General features: G+C 50.7%; 17 protein-coding genes and 1 tRNA gene. 12 read left to right on the top strand and 6 right to left on the bottom strand.

Annotation, left to right across the window (positions count from 1 at the left end; all coding sequences use genetic code 11):
* Positions 1 to 198: 198 nt before the first annotated feature.
* From IPN95_07750 to IPN95_07735, 4 genes are all read left to right on the top strand, one after another.
* Positions 199 to 1,347 carry a DNA replication/repair protein RecF gene (locus IPN95_07750; GenBank protein MBK9449298.1) on the top strand — a complete coding sequence of 383 codons (1,149 nt, stop codon included), beginning with the start codon at positions 199 to 201 and terminating at the stop codon, positions 1,345 to 1,347.
* Complete coding sequence (locus tag IPN95_07745) at positions 1,340 to 1,627, top strand: DUF721 domain-containing protein (protein ID MBK9449297.1); 288 nt, start codon at positions 1,340 to 1,342, stop codon at positions 1,625 to 1,627. Before IPN95_07750 ends, IPN95_07745 begins: the two co-directional genes overlap by 8 nt.
* Positions 1,628 to 1,662: 35 nt before the next feature.
* On the top strand, positions 1,663 to 1,953 hold the full coding sequence (locus IPN95_07740) for a hypothetical protein (GenBank protein MBK9449296.1): 291 nt from the start codon (positions 1,663 to 1,665) through the stop codon (positions 1,951 to 1,953).
* A gap of 247 nt (positions 1,954 to 2,200) precedes the next feature.
* Positions 2,201 to 2,587 carry a hypothetical protein gene (locus tag IPN95_07735; GenBank protein ID MBK9449295.1) on the top strand — a complete coding sequence of 129 codons (387 nt, stop codon included), beginning with the start codon at positions 2,201 to 2,203 and terminating at the stop codon, positions 2,585 to 2,587.
* Positions 2,588 to 2,590: 3 nt separating this feature from the next.
* Here the strand turns inward: IPN95_07735 and IPN95_07730 are convergent, their stop codons facing one another.
* Genes IPN95_07730 through IPN95_07715 form a run of 4 tightly spaced genes read right to left on the bottom strand, consistent with a single transcriptional unit; the run spans position 2,591 to position 8,748 of the window.
* The gene (locus tag IPN95_07730; protein MBK9449294.1) at positions 2,591 to 3,331 is read right to left on the bottom strand and encodes a class I SAM-dependent methyltransferase; all 741 of its coding nucleotides are present in this window, start codon (positions 3,329 to 3,331) and stop codon (positions 2,591 to 2,593) included.
* On the bottom strand, positions 3,328 to 4,659 hold the full coding sequence (locus IPN95_07725; GenBank protein ID MBK9449293.1) for a TolC family protein: 1,332 nt from the start codon (positions 4,657 to 4,659) through the stop codon (positions 3,328 to 3,330). The genes IPN95_07730 and IPN95_07725 overlap by 4 nt, the downstream gene beginning before the upstream one ends.
* Positions 4,652 to 7,723 (bottom strand): efflux RND transporter permease subunit, encoded by a 3,072-nt coding sequence (locus IPN95_07720; GenBank protein ID MBK9449292.1) that lies wholly within the window; start codon positions 7,721 to 7,723, stop codon positions 4,652 to 4,654. The genes IPN95_07725 and IPN95_07720 overlap by 8 nt, the downstream gene beginning before the upstream one ends.
* Positions 7,720 to 8,748: an efflux RND transporter periplasmic adaptor subunit gene (locus IPN95_07715; protein ID MBK9449291.1), complete on the bottom strand. Its 1,029-nt coding sequence runs from the start codon at positions 8,746 to 8,748 to the stop codon at positions 7,720 to 7,722. Before IPN95_07715 ends, IPN95_07720 begins: the two co-directional genes overlap by 4 nt.
* Positions 8,749 to 9,268: 520 nt before the next feature.
* Between IPN95_07715 and IPN95_07710 the strand changes: the two genes are divergently transcribed.
* The 4 genes from IPN95_07710 (at position 9,269) to IPN95_07695 (ending at position 11,562) form a co-directional block, all read left to right on the top strand.
* Positions 9,269 to 9,339, top strand: a tRNA-Gln gene (locus IPN95_07710).
* Between the two features lie 12 nt (positions 9,340 to 9,351).
* Positions 9,352 to 10,284, top strand: a complete 933-nt coding sequence (locus tag IPN95_07705) for a ribose-phosphate pyrophosphokinase (GenBank protein ID MBK9449290.1) — start codon at positions 9,352 to 9,354, stop codon at positions 10,282 to 10,284.
* Complete coding sequence (locus IPN95_07700) at positions 10,281 to 10,856, top strand: 50S ribosomal protein L25 (protein ID MBK9449289.1); 576 nt, start codon at positions 10,281 to 10,283, stop codon at positions 10,854 to 10,856. The genes IPN95_07705 and IPN95_07700 overlap by 4 nt, the downstream gene beginning before the upstream one ends.
* A 145-nt stretch (positions 10,857 to 11,001) precedes the next feature.
* Positions 11,002 to 11,562, top strand: a complete 561-nt coding sequence (locus IPN95_07695; protein ID MBK9449288.1) for an aminoacyl-tRNA hydrolase — start codon at positions 11,002 to 11,004, stop codon at positions 11,560 to 11,562.
* A 22-nt stretch (positions 11,563 to 11,584) separates the two neighbouring features.
* On the opposite strand, the gene IPN95_07690 is transcribed toward IPN95_07695, so the two are convergent.
* Positions 11,585 to 11,992, bottom strand: coding sequence for a hypothetical protein (locus IPN95_07690; GenBank protein ID MBK9449287.1), 408 nt, complete (start codon positions 11,990 to 11,992; stop codon positions 11,585 to 11,587).
* 40 nt (positions 11,993 to 12,032) lie between these two features.
* Positions 12,033 to 12,656, bottom strand: coding sequence for a threonylcarbamoyl-AMP synthase (locus IPN95_07685; protein ID MBK9449286.1), 624 nt, complete (start codon positions 12,654 to 12,656; stop codon positions 12,033 to 12,035).
* 209 nt (positions 12,657 to 12,865) lie between these two features.
* Between IPN95_07685 and IPN95_07680 the strand changes: the two genes are divergently transcribed.
* The 4 genes from IPN95_07680 to ruvA all read left to right on the top strand — a co-directional run bounded on the left by IPN95_07680 (position 12,866) and on the right by ruvA (position 17,710).
* Entirely contained in the window at positions 12,866 to 13,630 is a 765-nt protein-coding gene (locus IPN95_07680) for a PorT family protein (protein MBK9449285.1), read from the top strand.
* Between the two features lie 30 nt (positions 13,631 to 13,660).
* Positions 13,661 to 14,704, top strand: coding sequence for an asparaginase (locus IPN95_07675; GenBank protein MBK9449284.1), 1,044 nt, complete (start codon positions 13,661 to 13,663; stop codon positions 14,702 to 14,704).
* Between the two features lie 163 nt (positions 14,705 to 14,867).
* Complete coding sequence (locus IPN95_07670; protein MBK9449283.1) at positions 14,868 to 17,135, top strand: NADP-dependent malic enzyme; 2,268 nt, start codon at positions 14,868 to 14,870, stop codon at positions 17,133 to 17,135.
* Positions 17,132 to 17,710: a Holliday junction branch migration protein RuvA gene (gene ruvA / locus IPN95_07665; GenBank protein ID MBK9449282.1), complete on the top strand. Its 579-nt coding sequence runs from the start codon at positions 17,132 to 17,134 to the stop codon at positions 17,708 to 17,710. The genes IPN95_07670 and ruvA overlap by 4 nt, the downstream gene beginning before the upstream one ends.
* Positions 17,711 to 17,815: the final 105 nt, after the last annotated feature.

Here is a 17,815-nt window from a genome sequence, read left to right as displayed (position 1 = left end):
AGAAACGCAGAAAAAAAACTGAAACCCTTTTACATCAGCGGGTTCAAATGTTGATTGATCAATTCTCATTTCTTGATACAATCCCAAACATTCTCGAAAAAGCCGAGCGGAATACGAAACATGGGCTTCAATTCTTAACGATTTTCAGAACACATGTATTGCATTGCCAATTAATCATTGTGAATTGTCCATTGCACAGTGATCTTTGCCACAATGCACTTCTCCCACCTTCACCTCACCCACTTTCGCAACTATGCGGGCCTGAGCCTTGAGCTCTCACCCGGCATCAATGTGATCACGGGCAACAACGGCGAAGGCAAAACCAACATTCTGGAGGCCGTCCATTATCTCAGCATGACCCGTGGATGGCATTCGAAGACAGAAAAATACGCCCTGAAGGAAGATGAACAGTACTTCATCGTCGAAGGCTATCTCGAGGATACCGACGGCCGGCACAATGTCCAATGCAACTATCTGCCGCCCAAGGGCAAAAAGATGATCCTCGACAAACGGCCGCTACAAAAGATGAGTGACCACATCGGCAGGATTCCGAGTGTGGCAGTGCTGCCGAGTGACACGCAACTCATCGATGGTGGCCCCGGTGTACGCCGCAAATTCATGGACAGCCTGATTTGCCAATACAGTCAGGAATACCTTCAAAAGCTCATCGCCTACGAACATGCGCTGATGCAACGCAATGCCCTGCTCACGCTCATGGGCGAGCGCCGCAAGTGGGATCCCGAACAATTGCAGCTCTGGAGCGCCCAATTGATCGAGCCGGGCATCTTCATTCTCGAAAAGAGGCGGCAGTTTCTGGCGAAGTTCCTCCCGGCATTTCTGGAGTATTTCCGTTGGATCGTTTCCGACAAAGAAACACCCACCATTACGCTGGAATCGCAATTCGTGGAAAACAATGCGGCAGAATGGCAGGCGCGCTTCAAGTCCGACGAAGACCGCGACCGCTATTCGCAACGCACCAATTCGGGCATCCACAAAGACGACCTCGTGTTGCAGATTGACGGACAAGGCGTGAAGAATTACGGTTCGCAGGGTCAGCAAAAGACTTTCGTGATCGCGTTGAAAATGGCGCAGTATGCCTTGCTCGGTGAAGAAAAGGGGCTTGCGCCGCTGCTTTTGCTCGATGACATCTTCGACAAACTTGACATGCATCGCCTCCGCGCCATCGCCCGCATGCTCGACGAACGTGTCAAAGGGCAGGTTTTGATCACCGATACCAGTCTCGAGCGCTGTGCAAGTGTTTTTTCCGAGGTAAAAACCCGCGAAATCAAGTATTTTTACGTCGCAGCTGCTACCGTAAAGCCTGCACCCTTAAATGGCAATGCGTAGAAATGACATGTCGCTCGGCGAAGCGATCGAACTTTACCTCCAATCCAACGGATTGAAGGAGAAAGTGCAGGTCGAGCAACTGATCATGGATTGGCCGCGCATCATGGGCAAAGCCATTGCTGAAAACACCGAACAGATCTGGTTTCGCTCGGGTATCTTTTATGTGCGCATGAAAAATCCCGTCTGGAAAACCGAGCTGGGCTATGCCAAGGGCAAGATCAAGGACATTTTGAACAAGGAGCTTGGAGCGGAATTGGTGGAAGAAGTGAAGGTGATGTAAGCTGTGGATCAAGAAATCACAACCGACAAAAAATTATGAAAGACGAAGAACAACACGATGATGCAGAACGGCGCCGCCAAATTCAAGATCTCAAGCGCCAAGTCATCCGCAAGATCGATGGCCTTAAGGATCCGATTTTGCTGTCGTCGATCCTCGAACTGATCGAGGACGCTGAAAGCGATTTCATGGACGCTGAAAAAGACCCCGAGATCGTGGAGGCCTCCCTCAATGAACGGGATCATCCCGGAAACCGCACCAAAGCTGCCCCCATCAACCGCCCCAACAAAAGCGACGCCGACAGTTGGTTGGACGGACTGGGCAGGTAAGTGAACAGTGAAAAGGGAATAGTGAAAAGTTTTGACACTTTTTGTGCTGTGGTGGAGAGATGAGAGTTGAGAGTTCCCGAATGTCTTTCAACTCTCCCCTCTCCATGTTCAAAATGCAATCCCATTTTCAATTCTCCATTTTCAATTCTCCATTTTCAATTCTCCATTTTCAATTCTCCCTTGATCAAAGACATACATGCTCGGAAGAAACTGTAAAACAATGCCTTAAACCCTAACCTCTTCGAACATGGAAGATGAAATGCTCTCGGTGATCATGTACGTCGTTGGTTTTGCCGCGATCGTACCCATCGTCCTGTTGCGCCGTTGGTTCCGTTATCTCAAGGCACCCCACGATGTGATTCCTGATTCGGAGAAGAATTCCATGTTTTTGGCGCATTTTTTTGCGCAGGCGATCTTCGCGATCATCACAACGGTCTCATTGCGAGGACAATGGCCCGAGTTTGATACATGGCTTGATGAAAACGGGCTGATGATCTTCCCGGTCATCGCGATGATGATGCTGCTTTATTCTTTGACCTTATGGGTACTGATTCAGGCGGCGTTGCGTTTATTGAATCCACGGTACAAGGCTTGGAAGAAGGCGGGTTATCCGAAGGATTCCTTCAAAAATTGACTGCTACGCCGTTTTGCCCATTCTCAGGATCATCGGAAAGGTAACGGTACGCTTCTGATGCGATTCACCCCATGCTATTTGGAGTTCGGGGAGGAACTTGTGCAAAGGATTGGTTCCGGTCTCCCGAATACAATTTTTCACAGCCGACCACGTGTTGAGGTAACCCATCAAATGGTCAATATCCCATTCGTAGGTGCACTGAAATTTGGGGGCGTGGATCTCTTCGAATGGGAACGGAATTGTTCGGTAATCTTCATCGAGGTAACGTCGCTCTGCATCCCAAAAGTCATGGATCGTATGACTGTAAAAGTGCCCAATGACGGCATCCACAACTTCATTGATGCTGAATAACGGATAGCCAATCACAGCAATGCGTGCATCAAATGATGCAACACGGTTCACCTCTGCATAAAACCGATCAAAATCAAACCAGTGGATTGCCTGGGCAACCGTGATCAAATCGATGGAGCCATCTGGCAAATCTGTCTTTTCGGCAGGCTGTCTGGAGAAATACAGTGACGGAATTTGGGGAGCTTGTGCCAGTTGATTCATGCTGATATCGGTCCCATCCACCCGGTCAAAATAGCGTACCAATTCAACCGCCAATTGCCCGTTCCCTGTGCCGCAGTCCCAGGCCCGCTCCCGTCCCGGCGTGTTGCTCAAAACAAAATCCAACAATTCCTTTGGATAAGTCGGCCTGAAGCTCGCATATCCTCCTGAATCGGTTGAAAATCGGTCTTTCATCGCAAATTTCCGCCCAAACGGCGCAATTCGATTTCAGCGGCCTTGGCCGCAAATTCCAGGTTCACAAGCCGGTAGCCCGACTCTTCGAAGCTGTTCTGTGCCTGCTTCAGTTCCAAAATCGTCGCCTGTCGCAGGCTGTATTTTTGCACCATCAAATCGAGCAGTCGCTGCGAGAGTTTGACATTCTGACGTTCATTTTCGAGCAAGAGCAGTGCATTTTGATAGGTCTGCCAGCTTCGCCACAGTGCGGCTTCGCGGTCTTGCAGCAATATTTCGCGGTCCAAAGTTGCATTCCGGGTAGCCAACGCTGCCACCTGCTCCTGCCGCTTCAAGCTGCTGCCGTTGTAAATCGGGACGTTCAGGCTCAAGCCTGCATAGGGACCGTAGTTGCGACTCGCCAACTGAAATCCGCCGTTGCTGATGTTGTTGCCGAAGTTCACGCCTGCATTGGCACGCAACGTGGGCAGGCGCTGCGCACTCACCTCGCGCTCAAGCAATTGCTGCACGGCTATTTCCTGACTTGCGGCCACGATTTCGGGATTCATCCGCAGTCCCGCCACCAAGCTGTCGTAATTCAGAGAGGCATTCACCGCGATGCTATCCGACAAGCTGATATCACTCTGAATGTCTTCGTTGAGCAAGTTGAGCAATTCGGATTTGGCCTGTGCAATGGTCAATTCCTGATTCAGGCGTTGCTGCCGAAGTGAATTCAGGTCCAATTGCGCCTGAAATACATCCGCATCATTGGCCAATCCGGCGCTTTGGCGTACGGTGACGATTTCCAGGTTTTTGTCGGCGACCGCAATCGAACCGTCGATGGTTTTGAGATAGGCCTCCTGACGGCGCACGTCATAGTACTGCGTCATCACGCTCGCCACAGTGTTTTGAATCTGTGCAGTAAGCAGTTGTTGACGTTGTCCTGCGATCTGTTCCAAGCGATCCTTGGTGGCTTGGATGCGCATCCCGTTGTAGAGGACCATGGTCCCGGCAACGTTGGCCGAAAGGTTGTTTCCCAGGGCCCCGTTGCGTTCGATGATGGTGCCTGTCGAGAGTTTCTGGTAGATATTGGTGACTTGTGCTTGGTCGGATGCGGTGGCTGTGACGGTGGGCAAGCCTCCGGCGACGCCGTAGTTGTTCAATATTTCTGCAGCGGCAGCATCGTTTCGCATGACCTCGATGTCCAGACTTTTGCGCAAAGCGATCTGAATGGCATCCTCCAAGGTCAAAACCCGCTGGCCAAAGACCCCCGAAATGCCGCAAAAGCCCAGCAGCAATAACAGCAAGAAGGACCTGCTGCGAACAGCGAAGTGATTGATTGTCTTATACATGGCTTTCTCCTTCCTCGGCTTTGTGCTTTCCGGAAACATAAGAATAGATCGCTGGAATGACCATCAGCGTCAAAATCAAGGAAAACATCAAGCCGCCCACGATCACGATGCCCAGGGAAATGCGGCTTGTGGCGGCATCACCCAAACTCAAGGCAATGGGCAATGCACCAAGTGCCGTTGCCAAACTTGTCATCAAAATCGGGCGAAGACGGTTCGTGGCCGCATCAATCACGGCTTCGACCTTGGCCAATCCCTGTTTGCGCTTCTGATTGGCGAATTCGACAATGAGAATGCCGTTTTTGGTCACCAAACCGATCAGCATGATCATTCCAATTTGGGAGAAGATGTTGAGGGTTTGATCAAACACATACAGGCTCAACAAGGCACCTGCCAAGGCGAGCGGCACAGTGATCATGATCGTGAGCGGGTCGAGAAAGCTCTCAAACTGCGCAGCCAATACCAAGTAGATCAGCAACAATGCCAATCCAAAGGCGAAGGCAATGTTGGAGGAGCTCTCTGCAAAATCCCGCGAAGGGCCGCTCAAAGCGGTCTGAAAACTCTCGTCCAGCAATTTTTCGCTGATGGCGCGCATCGATGTGATGCCGTCGCCAATCGTTTTGCCTTCGGCCAAGGACGCGGAAATTGTGGCGCTTTTGAATCGGTTGTAGTGAAACAAGGTCGGCGGACTGCTGCTTTCCTCCAAATGCGCGACGGCAGTCAAAGGAATATTTTCGCCGCGGCTGTTGCGGACATACAGCTTCTCGATGTCGGCCGGTTGGCTACGTTCGTCTCGCTCGACTTGTGCAATGACTTGGTATTGCCGGCCACCCATGATGTAATAGGCCAACCTGCGTCCACTGAAGGCAGCCTGCACGGCCGCGGCGACATCGGTCGTCGACAAACCCAGATCGCGGGCCTTCATCCGGTCGATGATGAGCTGCAATTCCGGCTTGTTGAATTTCAAGTTCGCATCCACCAATTGGAAAGTCGGGTCTTTGCGGGCCTCGTCGAGGAACTTTGGCAACACGGTCTCAAGTTTGGCGAAGTCCAGATTTTGCAGGATGAATTGCACCGGCAAGGCGCCGCGGGAACCGATTCCCACGGCAATCGTCTGTTCCTGCAGGGCAAAAATGCGCGCATTGTTGAAGCGTGGGAGCTTTTTGTTGATTTCGCCGACGAGTTGAGCTTGCGTCCGCACGCGCTCATCCTTGGGAACAAGTCCAAGACGCCCAAATCCGTTGTTGACGCCCGTGCCAAAAAATCCGGGCGTAGCTGTGAAAACGAAGGAGCGCTCGGGAATCGAATCGTAGAGGAAGTTGGCGACGTTGTCTGAAATCTGCTGCATTTCGTCGTAGCTCGTTCCTTCGTTGGCGGTCAAGGAAAAACGTAAGCTGTTCCGGTCTTCCGTGGGTGCCAATTCGCTTTGAAGGTTGCCAAAGAAGAACCAAATCATGAATCCGCAAACGCCCACGATCGCCCAAGCGGCCCATCGGATGCGCATAAATGACGTCAGCAAGCGCTTATAGCCGTTTTCCATTCCCTTGAAAAAGGGCTCGGTCATGTCATACACCTTGCCATGGCCCGCCTTTTTCCGGTGCAGCACCACGTTCAACACCGGCGTGATCGTGAGCGAAACGAAGGCCGACACCAACACCGCGCAGGCAACGACAATCCCGAATTCGCGGAAAAGACTGCCGACAAAACCTTCGAGGAAAATCACCGGCAAAAACACCACCGCCAATGTGAGCGAAGTAGAAACGACCGCAAAGAAGATTTCCTTGCTGCCCTCAAGCGCCGCCCTGCGAATGGGCAAGCCCTCTTCGAGCTTCCGGAAAATATTCTCCGTGACCACAATCCCGTCGTCGACCACCAAGCCCGTCGCCAAGACAATGCCGAGCATCGTCAAAATGTTGATGGAAAATCCGGCGGCATACATGATAAAGAAGGTCGCCACCAAGGAAATCGGAATGTCGATCAGCGGGCGAATGGCAATCAGCGCATTCCGGAAGAAAAAGAGAATCACCAAAACGACCAAGGTGAAGGCGATGATCAGCGTTTCCTTGACCTCCGAGATGGATTGGCGCACCAACTTGGTATTGTCAATCAGCACATTCAGGCTGATATCCGATTTGTTGGCTTCCTTGATTTCTTCAAGACGCTTGTAAAATTCGTCGGCGATGGCAACGTAGTTGGCACCGGGTTGCGGCACGACAGCGAGTCCGACGCCGTTCACGCCGTTGAGTTTCCAGCTTTGCTCCAGAATTTCGGGACCGATCTCCACTTTGGCGATGTCGCTCAGGCGCACGATGCCTTCAGGACCCTCCTTGATCAACAAATCCGCAAATTGTTGCTCGGTACTCAACCTTCCCATCGTGCGAATGGTGAGTTCGGTGGCATCGCCATAGATTTTACCGGCTGGCAATTCGACATTTTCCTTGGCCAATGCGTTGCTGATGTCGGTGAAGGCAATGTTGCGGGCACTCATGGCATCGGGTTTGATCCAAATGCGCATGGCATACCTTTTTTGTCCGAAAATGTTGATCGCGCTCACCTCGTTAATGGTCTGAAAGCGCTGCAACAGGACGTTTTCTGCATAATCGCTCAATTCCATCAGGTCTTTGCTGCGACTTTGCACCGCCAAGATGATGATGAAGTCATTGCTCGCCTCGCTTTTGCTTACGATCGGGGGCGAATCGATGTCTTGTGGCAAGTTGCGTTGTGCTTGGCTCACTTTGTCACGCACGTCATTCGCGGCATCGTCCAAGTCTACGCCGAGGTTGAATTCGACGGTGATGTTGCTGGATCCTACCTGACTGCTTGAACTGATCGATCGAATGCCGGGGATGCCGTTGATGCCCTTCTCAAGTGGCTCGGTGATTTGACTCTCAATGATATCTGCATTGGCACCGGTATAATTGGTGCGTACGGTGATGATCGGCGGATCGATGGCGGGATAGTCGCGGACGCTGAGGAACGAAAATCCCACGATCCCAAACAGGATAATGAGGAGGTTCATCACCGTCGCAAGCACCGGCCGCTTCAACGAAAGTTCGGAAATGTTCATTTTGCGTCGATTTGTTTGACACTCCTCACCTTCAAAGGCGCATTGGGACGGGCAAAAAGCACACCGTCCACCACGAGGGAATCGCCCGGGGTCAAGCCGCTGACGACCTCAACCATTCGATCTTGGCGCATCCCGGTTTCCACCGGAACAAAAGTCGCCTTGCCTTCCTTGACCAAGACAACTTTTTTGCTCATGGCATCGGGAATGATCGCATTCGAAGGAATCATGATGCTTTTGGCATTGCCTTTACGGGCGATGTACACCTTTACAAATGCCCCTGGATTGGCCTTGTCGCCAGCGAGGATCGCCCTTGCCTTGAGGTTACGCGTGTCGCGATTCGCTTGCGGTTCAATGGCCCAGACCGTTGCTGTTTGCCGCGTTTCCTGATCCAAATCCGTGCGAATGAAAACCGTGTCACCTTTCTGAATGTAGCTACTGAACTCCTCCGGGACGTTGAAATCGACTTTGAGCTGTTGCACTTGCTGCAAGGTCGCAAGCGTCGTCGCAGGCGTCACGTAGGCGCCAGGGCTCACTTGACGCAGGCCCAAAGTGCCTGAAAACGGGGCTTTGACTACGGTTTTCTCAATCAGCGCCGCCGAATAATTCAGGTCGGCTTCGAGCGAATTGACCTGCCCAACGGCGATATCATAGTCAGCTTGATTCACGCCGTTGACGTCCAGCAATTTTTTTAAACGTGCCTCAGTTTGCTTGGCGAGGTCGAGCTGAACCTTGGTTTTGGTGACCTGCGCCTGCAAATCGGCATCGTTGATCCGGGCAATCACAGTTCCCTGGGCAACGTTGCCGCCTTCGGGGACATTCAAATAGGTCAAACGGCCGCTGACTTCGGGATGCAATTCGACAAATTCATTCGCAGCCACCTCGCCATTGACCTCGAGTTCACTCGAAATCTGGGAAGTTTGCACGATCATCACATCGACCACGGTCGGAGGTTGACCACCCGCCTGTTTGAGCGGTTCCTTTTTGCCACCGCATCCAGCAAAAAGCAAGACGCCCACAACCGCCACTGTCGGCAAAATTCGGCGAATGGGTTGATAAGTTGTATTCATAGCGTAACCGGATGCGACAAAAGCTTTAGAACCATGTATCGGAAATTTGAATGACCATTCCCAAACTCCGATTGTTTCAAAAAAGGTGTTGCGACATGCATTTGCCGCAAAGGTCATGCGAATCAAAGGAAGTGGGGCAAACATTAACATTTGCTAACATTGTCATTGACCCGAGACCGAGCGGCAATTTTACTGGAAAATTGAGGATGGAAAGCGGAATCGGCGAGGGAATTGCTCACGAAAAGGAATTTTGTGCCCAACAAAAGCCACAATTCAGCTGGCATAGCCCCTCAAACGTGGAAAACAATGAAGGTTGCGCATAAAAATCATTCGTTTATAAATCGTCTATTGGGGCCACAGGAGCATGATTCCACGGTCAACTTTGAGATTTTTTTCAAGAATCAGAAAAAATTTTCACCAGAAAGTTTGCGGAGAAAAAAACGATAAATATCTTTGTGGCCCGAATTAAAAACGGAATTGGCCGATAGTATAATGGTAGTACAGCAGGTTTTGGTCCTGTTCGTCAGGGTTCGAATCCTTGTCGGCCAACAAAAATAGCTCATGGCCTCCGAAGTCAAAATATTTTCCGGCACTGCGTCCAAGTATTTGGCTGAGGAGATCGCGGGTCAGCTCGGCAAGCAGCTCGGCGCAGTCACTGTCACTCGTTTTCAGGACGGCGAACTCGAGCCTTCTTACAATGAATCCGTAAGGGGCGATGTGATCTTCTTGATCCAAAGCACCTTCGGTCAGGCCGAGAACTTGATGGAGCTACTTTTGATGATTGATGCGGCGCGGCGTGCGTCTGCAAAATCGATCATCGTAGTGATGCCTTACTATGGCTATGCGCGGCAAGATCGTAAAGATAAGCCGCGTGTTTCTATTGGGGCAAAACTGGTCGCCAACCTGTTGACGACCGCAGGTGCTGATCGCATTGTGACGATGGACCTGCATGCTGGGCAAATTCAAGGGTTTTTTGACATTCCTTTGGATCATTTGTACAGCATAGGTGTGTTCTTTCCTTATTTGGAGAATCTGGGTTTGGAAAACGTGGCGATTGCCGCGCCTGACGCCGGTGGGGCCAAGCGTGCGCGTGAGTACGCTAGCTTTATGAAATGCGACCTGATCTTGATTGACAAGTTTCGGGAACGCGCAAATGAAGTGGCTTCGATGAAGGTGATCGGTGAGGTGAAGGGCAAAAATGTCCTGATCATCGACGACTTGGTCGACACTGCCGGCACGCTCTGCAAAGCAGCTGACCATCTGATGATGGAAGGCGCGGCTTCTGTAAGAGCAGTGGTCACGCACCCGATCCTGTCTGGACCCGCCTACGAGCGTATCGAGGAAAGCAGCCTTACCGAACTGATTACCACGAATACGATTCCCTTGCGCGGAACGTCCTCCAAGATCAAAGTACTTTCCGTGGCGCCAATGTTGGCCCGCGCTTTTGAGAAAATTACGAATTACGAGTCGATTAGCTCACTCTATAAGCAATGAAAACAGTAGAATTGAAAGGCACTACGAGGTCTGCCATTGGCAAAAGTGCCATGAAAAAAATCCGTCGCGCTGGCAACGTTCCTGCCGTGGTCTATGGACAGGGTGAGCCTACTGCAGTTGCAGTCGATTTCCAAGCCATGACAAAAGTCCTGCACTCACCCGAAACTTACGTGGTGAAGCTTGACTTGGAAGGCAATACCACCACCGCCATCGTGCGTGAAGTGCAATACCATCCTGTCACCGACAAAGTCCTTCACGTTGATTTTCTCCGCGTGACCGATTCTGAGGCCGTCGAAGTGGACCTGCCAATCAAATTGGTCGGCACTGCAAAAGGCGTTCTCGCCGGTGGTCGCTTGGTTCCAATGCTCCGTAAATTGAAAGTCAGAGGTCTCGTCAACGAGCTTCCTGATAATGTCGAAGTTGACATCAGCGGCTTGGAAATGGGCAAAACCTTCCGTGTGGGCGAGATTCCAGTATCTGGTCTCACCATTACCTCTCCTGCTCCTGCCGGCGTTGCGATCATCGAGATCCCAAGGGCTGTGCGTCAAGCAGAAGAAGCTGCCAAGAAATAATTCCAACCCAGGTTGGTTTTTCATAAAAAGAGCTGATGGTGCAAATCATCGGCTCTTTTCTGGTTTTCGGACATTTGATTGCCCAATCCTACAAAACCACACCGTTGTCCTTGCCCTGATTTCCCGTTAAGAAACACCTGCATCGATGAAGTTCCTGATCACAGGGCTCGGTAACCCCGGTCCAGCTTACCACTACACCCGCCATAACATCGGTTTTATGGTATTGGATCGGCTTGCCGAACGGATGGGCGTGTCATTTGTCCCCGATCGACTGGGCGATACCTGCACCATCAAACACAAAGGAAAGCAACTTTTCTTGCTCAAACCATCGACCTATATGAACCTGAGCGGCAAAGCTGTGCGCTACCACCTCCAAAAACACGGTATCACTCAAAATGAGCTGCTCGTCATTACAGATGACTTGGCTTTGCCATTCGGGAAAATCAGGATTCGTGCCAAAGGTTCGGGTGGAGGTCACAATGGGCTTGGCAATATTCAGGAGGTCCTGGGAAATGAGAACTATGCCCGAATGCGGTTTGGCGTCGGCAGTGAATTTTCAAAAGGTGCTCAGGTGGATTATGTATTGAGTGACTTTCCTGCCGAGGAAAAGGCCGCATTGCCTCCCTTGCTGGACAAAATGGGGGATGCGATTCTAGGCTTCGCGACCATTGGCCTTGAAAGGGCGATGAATATTTACAACGGATAAAGGCCGAAAAACCTTCAAAAGGTCAATTTTCGCTGGGGAAATACAGTTGGTGGTCTTCTTCGTCCTCGATTTCGTAGGGAATAAAAACAAAACCACCCTCGGTTGGCAGGATCACGAAAATGCAAGCACGCTCTTCAGGATCACCAAACGTTTCCAAAAAGTCTTCCAGCTTGTCTTCCTTGACGACGCCACGTTTTACAAAATCTTCGAGAATCGAGACATTGTAATTCCAATTGAGGTGGTCCTTTTCCTTGGACAAAAACGGCTTCCCGACGCTCACGGGATCTTGGTAAGCGATGTAAACAGGAAATTCGGAGATTTCCTCGTTGATGACATGGGTTGAAAAGGAACGCATCATCGGTCCGATGATACGGATGTCATTGCGAATGGCCTCGAGGGCGGGATTTTCAGTGGATTGGGAACTTATCATTGCTTTCTAGCCAATCAAATAGGTTTTCCAGATGTCAAAATTAGAGAATGTCGAGCGAACCCAAGCCTTCGCGCACAATTTCGACGTCATCGTCGCCTTTGCTGCAGTCGATCACGGTGCTCAGCGCACTCAAACCCCAACCGCCATCGATGATCATGGTGACCAAGTGCCCGAATTCGGCCTCGATCTCGTCGGGATCGACGGGGTACTCGTCCCCCGCGATGGGAAGGCTCGATGTGAGAATCGGCCTCCCGAGTGCCTGAACAATGGCCAAGGGAATCGGATGATCGACAATACGGACGCCAACGGTTTTGCGGCGTGACTGAAAATGCTTCGGAATATTCTTGGAAGCCTCCAAAATGAAGGTATAGGGTCCCGGACAAGCACGACGCATCATCTTAAAAACACCATCCCCAATGTGAATGGCATACTCGCTCACGGTTTTCAAATCAGGGCAAATGCACGAAAATTGTGACTTGTCAGGGTCAATTCCCTTGATTTGGCACACCCGTTCCAATGCCTTTTTGTTTTGAATGTCACATCCCAAAGCATAAACGGTGTCTGTCGGATAGATTATCACGCCGCCATCTTCCAAACACTTTACAGCTTGTTGAATGAACCTTGGCTGCGGATTTTTAGGATGAATTTCCAGTCGAATTCCCATAGACGGCAAATATCGCAAAAAACAGGGGATTGTAACGAATTGTCTGGATTAGAGAAGCTTCAAATCTGCGATTCAAGGACAAAATGGGACACGATCGCTTCCCAAAGCATGACGTTGCCCCTTGCCAAAAAGAAAGAGAGGCAAATGGAAATTTGAAGGTTGCGAAATAAGTCTTAGATTTGGATGATTAAAGCCTTACATTTTTGAAGATGAAGAGATTTTCTCATTTGGTTCTTGGACTCTTGATCGTGCTCACTGCTACTCAAGTGGCCTTTGGACAAAAAGGTCTCAAACTTGGTTTTGTTGCATTGCCACAGACTTCGTGGATGCTCAACAAGGATGATCAAGCGGTTCCGCAGGATCAGTTCAAGTACAAAACAACGTTTGGTATGGCAGCAGGCCCCATGGTCGGCTACAACTTTGGGGACGGCATCGGCTTTAAGTTGAATTTCATTTATTCGGCACAAGGCCAGAAATACAGCAACCTCAATAGCGAAGGCACGTTGGTCAACCACACCCGCCGCCTGAACTATATGAAGCTTCCGCTTTTTCTGAGCTTCAACACCGGCACAGAATTCAACAAACTGATCTTCGCAGCAGACTTGGGTTTTCAAGTTGATTTTTTGCTGCGTGCCCGTTATTACAACGACGATCAGAGCTACACACCTGATGAAATTCTCTGGAACCCCAACGTCAGGGATTATCCTAGCACCTACAAGCAATATTCGCTGTTCAATTACGGCCCCGTTGCAAGTGTCGGCTTGGACATCAAGCTTGCTTACAACATCATGGGCAATATCAGGTTGCGCGGCGACTACAACCTGAGCGATGCTGAAAATAAAAATTCGGCATACAAACTTTACACCAACGGTATTCCTGACGACATCAGGATTTGGGATGAGTCCCGCGCGGTGACCAACAACTTGACAGGTGGCCTCATGATTGGCATCACCTATACCTTCACTGAATATTGATTTTGCCTGCATCTGCGGCACTCTAGGTAAATGGCCAACCAGCGCAAGAACGTTCTGATCATTTACACGGGTGGTACTATTGGAATGATCAAGCGTGAGCAAGATGGTTCCTATATCCCCTTTGACTTCAACCTGATCAAATCCGAATTTCCGGAGTTGGACAAACTAGGTTGCTCGGTCGAATTCGAAAATTTTGACCCGCCGCTCGATTCATCCAATATCGGACCTCCGATTTGGATCAAGATCGCCAACACCATTGGCGTCAACTACGACAAATACGATGGTTTTGTGGTCTTGCATGGCTCAGACACGATGGCGTATACCGGGTCGGCGCTCTCCTTCATGTTGGAAGGCTTGGGCAAACCGGTAATCATGACGGGGGCACAGCTTCCGATTAATGAAATCCGTACCGACGCCAAGGAAAATTTAGTCACGGCCCTTCAAATCGCCTCCCATCCCGATTGCCCGATCCGCGAGGTTGGAATCTATTTTGAATACAAACTCTACCGTGCCAACCGCACGCAAAAGGTGCATGCCGACGTATTCTCCGCATTTAATTCGTTGAATTTCCCTCCCTTGGTTGAGGCTGGGGTACACCTTTATTTCCGGCATCCAACACCCGTGGATGCTTGGCAGGACAAGGTGTTCAAAGTGCAGCCCAAACTCGATACACGTGTGGCGCACGCACGATTCTTTCCGGGAATGACCGCTGAAACCCTGGATGCCGTGCTGTCGCATCCCAACCACCGTGGTGTGATCGTACAAAGCTACGGTGCGGGCAATTTGCCGACCGATAAGGCATTCATTGAAAGCATCAAACGCAGCATTGACCAAGGCAAAATCATCCTGAACATCACGCAATGCATGGGCGGATCGGTTGAAATGGGCAGGTACGAAACAAGTGCAATGTTATTGTCGGCGGGGGTTTTGCCTGGGGCTGACCTGACATTCGAAGCAGCGTTGACCAAAATGATGTATCTATTCGGCAAATACGATGACCTTGAAACAGTCAAGCGTCTGCTCGTACGCAACATCCGCGGAGAGATGAAGGCCGAACGTGCCTATACGGACTGAATCCGTACTCCTTTTCTTCCTTCAATCGATAATTTTGGCTTTCAAGGGCAATTCCAATTCCAGCAAGTCCATCCATTTGCGCTAAATTTGGCCGTGGGGAAAACCCATCTTGCAAGAGGGCGAGACCCGTCTAACTTTGCAGGCTCATTTGGAAATCAGGATTATGAAGAATCGCAAAGAAGACGCGCTCGAATACCATCGCAGGGAACCCAAAGGCAAAATCGAGGTCACCTCAACCAAACCGGTTTCCACACAGCGCGATCTTTCATTGGCCTATAGCCCGGGCGTCGCCTATCCCTGCCTCGAAATCGCCGCCGACAAGGACAAAGTTTACGAGTACACAGCAAAAGACAACCTTGTCGCCGTCCTTACCAATGGGACTGCGGTCCTGGGTCTCGGCAATATCGGTCCTGAGGCCTCCAAGCCGGTGATGGAAGGCAAGGCAGTGCTTTTCAAAAAATTTGCAGGTATCGATGTGTTTGACATCGAAATCAATGCCAATACCGTGGAGGAATTTGTCGCCGTCGCCAAGGCGCTCGAGCCGACTTTTGGTGCCATCAACATGGAGGATGTCAAGGCACCCGAAGCGTTTGAAATCGAGCAGCGACTTGTCGCCGAGATGAACATCCCGGTGATGCACGACGATCAGCATGGTACAGCAATCATCTCTTCGGCCGCATTGATCAATGCATTGGTCGTCGTCGAAAAGAAAATTGATGAAGTCAAATTTGTCGTGATCGGTGCTGGTGCAGCTGCCCTCGCCTGCTTGAATCTTTACATCGAGCTCGGTGCCAAGGTCGAGAACATACAGGTTTTTGACCGGGACGGACACATCCACAAAGATCGAATCGACGTCAACCCCTACCAGGCCAAATATGCGCATTCGGCACAAATGACTCTGCTGGAGGCATTTAAAGATGCCGATGTCATGATTGGTTTGGCGGCAGGCGGATTGGTGAGCAAGGAAATGGTGAGCGTAATGGCACCCAATCCTATCGTGTTTGCGTTGGCAAATCCTGACCCGGAAATCACCTATGAAGATGCAATGGCCGTAAGGCCAGATGCGGTCATGGCAACCGGACGCAGCGACTATCCCAATCAGGTCAACAACGCGCTGGGCTTTCCTTATATCTTTCGTGGGGCCCTCGATGTACGCGCCACGACGATCAACACACCGATGAAAATTGCCTCCGCGCGGGCGATTGCCGAACTTGCTCATGAGTCCGTACCGGAAATTGTGATCGAGGCCTACGCGGAAAAAAATATCAGCTTTGGACGTACCTATTTGATTCCCAAACCACTTGACCCACGCCTGATCACTTGGGTATCAAGCGCGGTGGCACGCGCAGCGATGGAGAGCGGCGTCGCCAGAAAACCCATCGCCGACTTCGAAGCCTACAAAGTACAGCTCGAAAAACGTGTCGGCATCTATGAAAGTCTTTCCAAGTCGATCATTGCCAAGGCTCAAAAACAGCCCAAACGCGTTGTATTTGCCGAAGCCGACACCTACAAAATCCTGAAAGCCGCCCAAATCCTGCACGATGAGGGCATTGCCATTCCGATTTTGCTGGGCAACAAAAACAAGATTCAGGCGATTATCGATGAAAACAATCTGGATCTTTCCGGCATCGTGGTCATCGATCCTTGGCACGAGGATGAAAAGCGCGATCATTATGGCAAGCTTTTCCATGAAAAACGCAAGCGCAAAGGATTAACGCTTCATGACGCCTCCAAATTGATGCGGGAACGCAACTACTACGGGGCAATGATGGTCGAAACCGGTGATGCGGATGCATTTGTATCGGGCTTGACCAAAACTTATCCGACGAGCATCAAGCCTGCTTTGCAGGCAATTGGGCGTCCGGCGGGTGATGGCATCCTTGCTGGCATGCACATCATCAAAACCAACCGCGGACCGTTTTTCTTTGCCGATACCACCATCAATAAAAAGCCAACTGCCAAGGACCTCGTGGCAATTGCCGAAATGGTCGAGGGTGCCGTGCGGTTCTTCAATCACATCCCGCGGATCGCGCTGATCTCCTATTCCAACTTTGGGAGCAACATCGACGAAACCACAAGTGTAGTCATTGAGGCCACGAAGATTCTGCGTGAAAAACACCCGGATTGGATTCTCGACGGGGATGTCCAAGCCAACGTGGCAGTGCGTCCAGACATTTTGGAAGAAAATTACAGTTTCAGCGTGCTCGCCAAATCCGGCGGCGCCAATACGTTTATTTTCCCCGACCTCATGAGTGGAAACATCGCCTACAAACTCATGGACGAGCTGGGCGAATTCGAATTGATCGGCCCAATCCTCTTGGGAATGAAAAAGCCTGTTCACATTCTGCAATTGGGCAGTTCGGTGACAGAGATCGTCAACATTGCAGCCATCGCAGTCGTCGATGCACAGCGGAAGGGAGGCATGAAATGATCGTATTCCTGAATGGCAAACTGGCACACAAAGATCCGGCCTTTGTCGTCATCGAATGTGGTGGGGTCGGCTATCAAGCTCGAATCTCGTTGAATACCTATTCCAAGATCGGGAATGCGGAGGCGGTCAAATTGCATACGCATCAGGTTATCAAGGAAGATGCCCACGAATTGTATGCATTCTCCGACCTCAAGGAAAAAGGCTTGTTCATTCAATTGATCAGCATCCAAGGCGTCGGGGGCAATACCGCCATGACCATCCTTTCCAGCATTGATCCGAAGGAATTGTTTCAGGTGATCGAGACGGAGAATCTCAACCGCCTGAAGCAAGTCAAAGGCATCGGCGCCAAGACAGCCTCGCGCATTATCCTCGAACTCAAAGGCAAACTGGTGATGGACGGTGCCGCAAGTGCCGCCAATCCTGCCAATAAGCTTCGTGAGGATGCCATTTCCGCATTGGTGAGCCTGGGAATGCCCAAAGCAGCCATGGAAACCCGCGTGGATGCCATTTTGAAAGCCGCTGGTGCAGAGACACCAACGATCGAGAAGGTGATCAAAGATGCTTTGAAGGGCTAATCCAAAGCCAGTACATTTCCGAGTTCTCCTTGTCGAATCATTTTCGGCCAACCTCTGCTTGACTTTCTTGCGAATGGAGGTCCACCAAGATTGGATGAATATCTA

Source organism: Bacteroidota bacterium (assembly GCA_016718825.1).
In the GTDB taxonomy this organism is placed as follows: domain Bacteria; phylum Bacteroidota; class Bacteroidia; order J057; family JADKCL01; genus JADKCL01.
The sequence above is the reverse complement of the archived record's forward strand: the minus strand, read 5'-3'. Positions and strand labels throughout refer to the sequence as shown.

What these genes read in the sequence shown, in the direction of transcription:
- IPN95_07745 (MBK9449297.1), top strand. Translation starts at nt 1,340, where the DNA reads ATGCGTAGAAATGACATGTCGCTCGGCGAAGCGATCGAACTTTACCTC.
- IPN95_07740 (MBK9449296.1), top strand. Translation starts at nt 1,663, where the DNA reads ATGAAAGACGAAGAACAACACGATGATGCAGAACGGCGCCGCCAAATT.
- IPN95_07735 (MBK9449295.1), top strand. Translation starts at nt 2,201, where the DNA reads ATGGAAGATGAAATGCTCTCGGTGATCATGTACGTCGTTGGTTTTGCC.
- IPN95_07730 (MBK9449294.1), bottom strand. Translation starts at nt 3,331, where the DNA reads ATGAAAGACCGATTTTCAACCGATTCAGGAGGATATGCGAGCTTCAGG.
- IPN95_07725 (MBK9449293.1), bottom strand. Translation starts at nt 4,659, where the DNA reads ATGTATAAGACAATCAATCACTTCGCTGTTCGCAGCAGGTCCTTCTTG.
- IPN95_07720 (MBK9449292.1), bottom strand. Translation starts at nt 7,723, where the DNA reads ATGAACATTTCCGAACTTTCGTTGAAGCGGCCGGTGCTTGCGACGGTG.
- IPN95_07705 (MBK9449290.1), top strand. Translation starts at nt 9,352, where the DNA reads ATGGCCTCCGAAGTCAAAATATTTTCCGGCACTGCGTCCAAGTATTTG.
- IPN95_07700 (MBK9449289.1), top strand. Translation starts at nt 10,281, where the DNA reads ATGAAAACAGTAGAATTGAAAGGCACTACGAGGTCTGCCATTGGCAAA.
- IPN95_07695 (MBK9449288.1), top strand. Translation starts at nt 11,002, where the DNA reads ATGAAGTTCCTGATCACAGGGCTCGGTAACCCCGGTCCAGCTTACCAC.
- IPN95_07690 (MBK9449287.1), bottom strand. Translation starts at nt 11,992, where the DNA reads ATGATAAGTTCCCAATCCACTGAAAATCCCGCCCTCGAGGCCATTCGC.
- IPN95_07685 (MBK9449286.1), bottom strand. Translation starts at nt 12,656, where the DNA reads ATGGGAATTCGACTGGAAATTCATCCTAAAAATCCGCAGCCAAGGTTC.
- IPN95_07680 (MBK9449285.1), top strand. Translation starts at nt 12,866, where the DNA reads ATGAAGAGATTTTCTCATTTGGTTCTTGGACTCTTGATCGTGCTCACT.
- IPN95_07675 (MBK9449284.1), top strand. Translation starts at nt 13,661, where the DNA reads ATGGCCAACCAGCGCAAGAACGTTCTGATCATTTACACGGGTGGTACT.
- IPN95_07670 (MBK9449283.1), top strand. Translation starts at nt 14,868, where the DNA reads ATGAAGAATCGCAAAGAAGACGCGCTCGAATACCATCGCAGGGAACCC.
- ruvA (MBK9449282.1), top strand. Translation starts at nt 17,132, where the DNA reads ATGATCGTATTCCTGAATGGCAAACTGGCACACAAAGATCCGGCCTTT.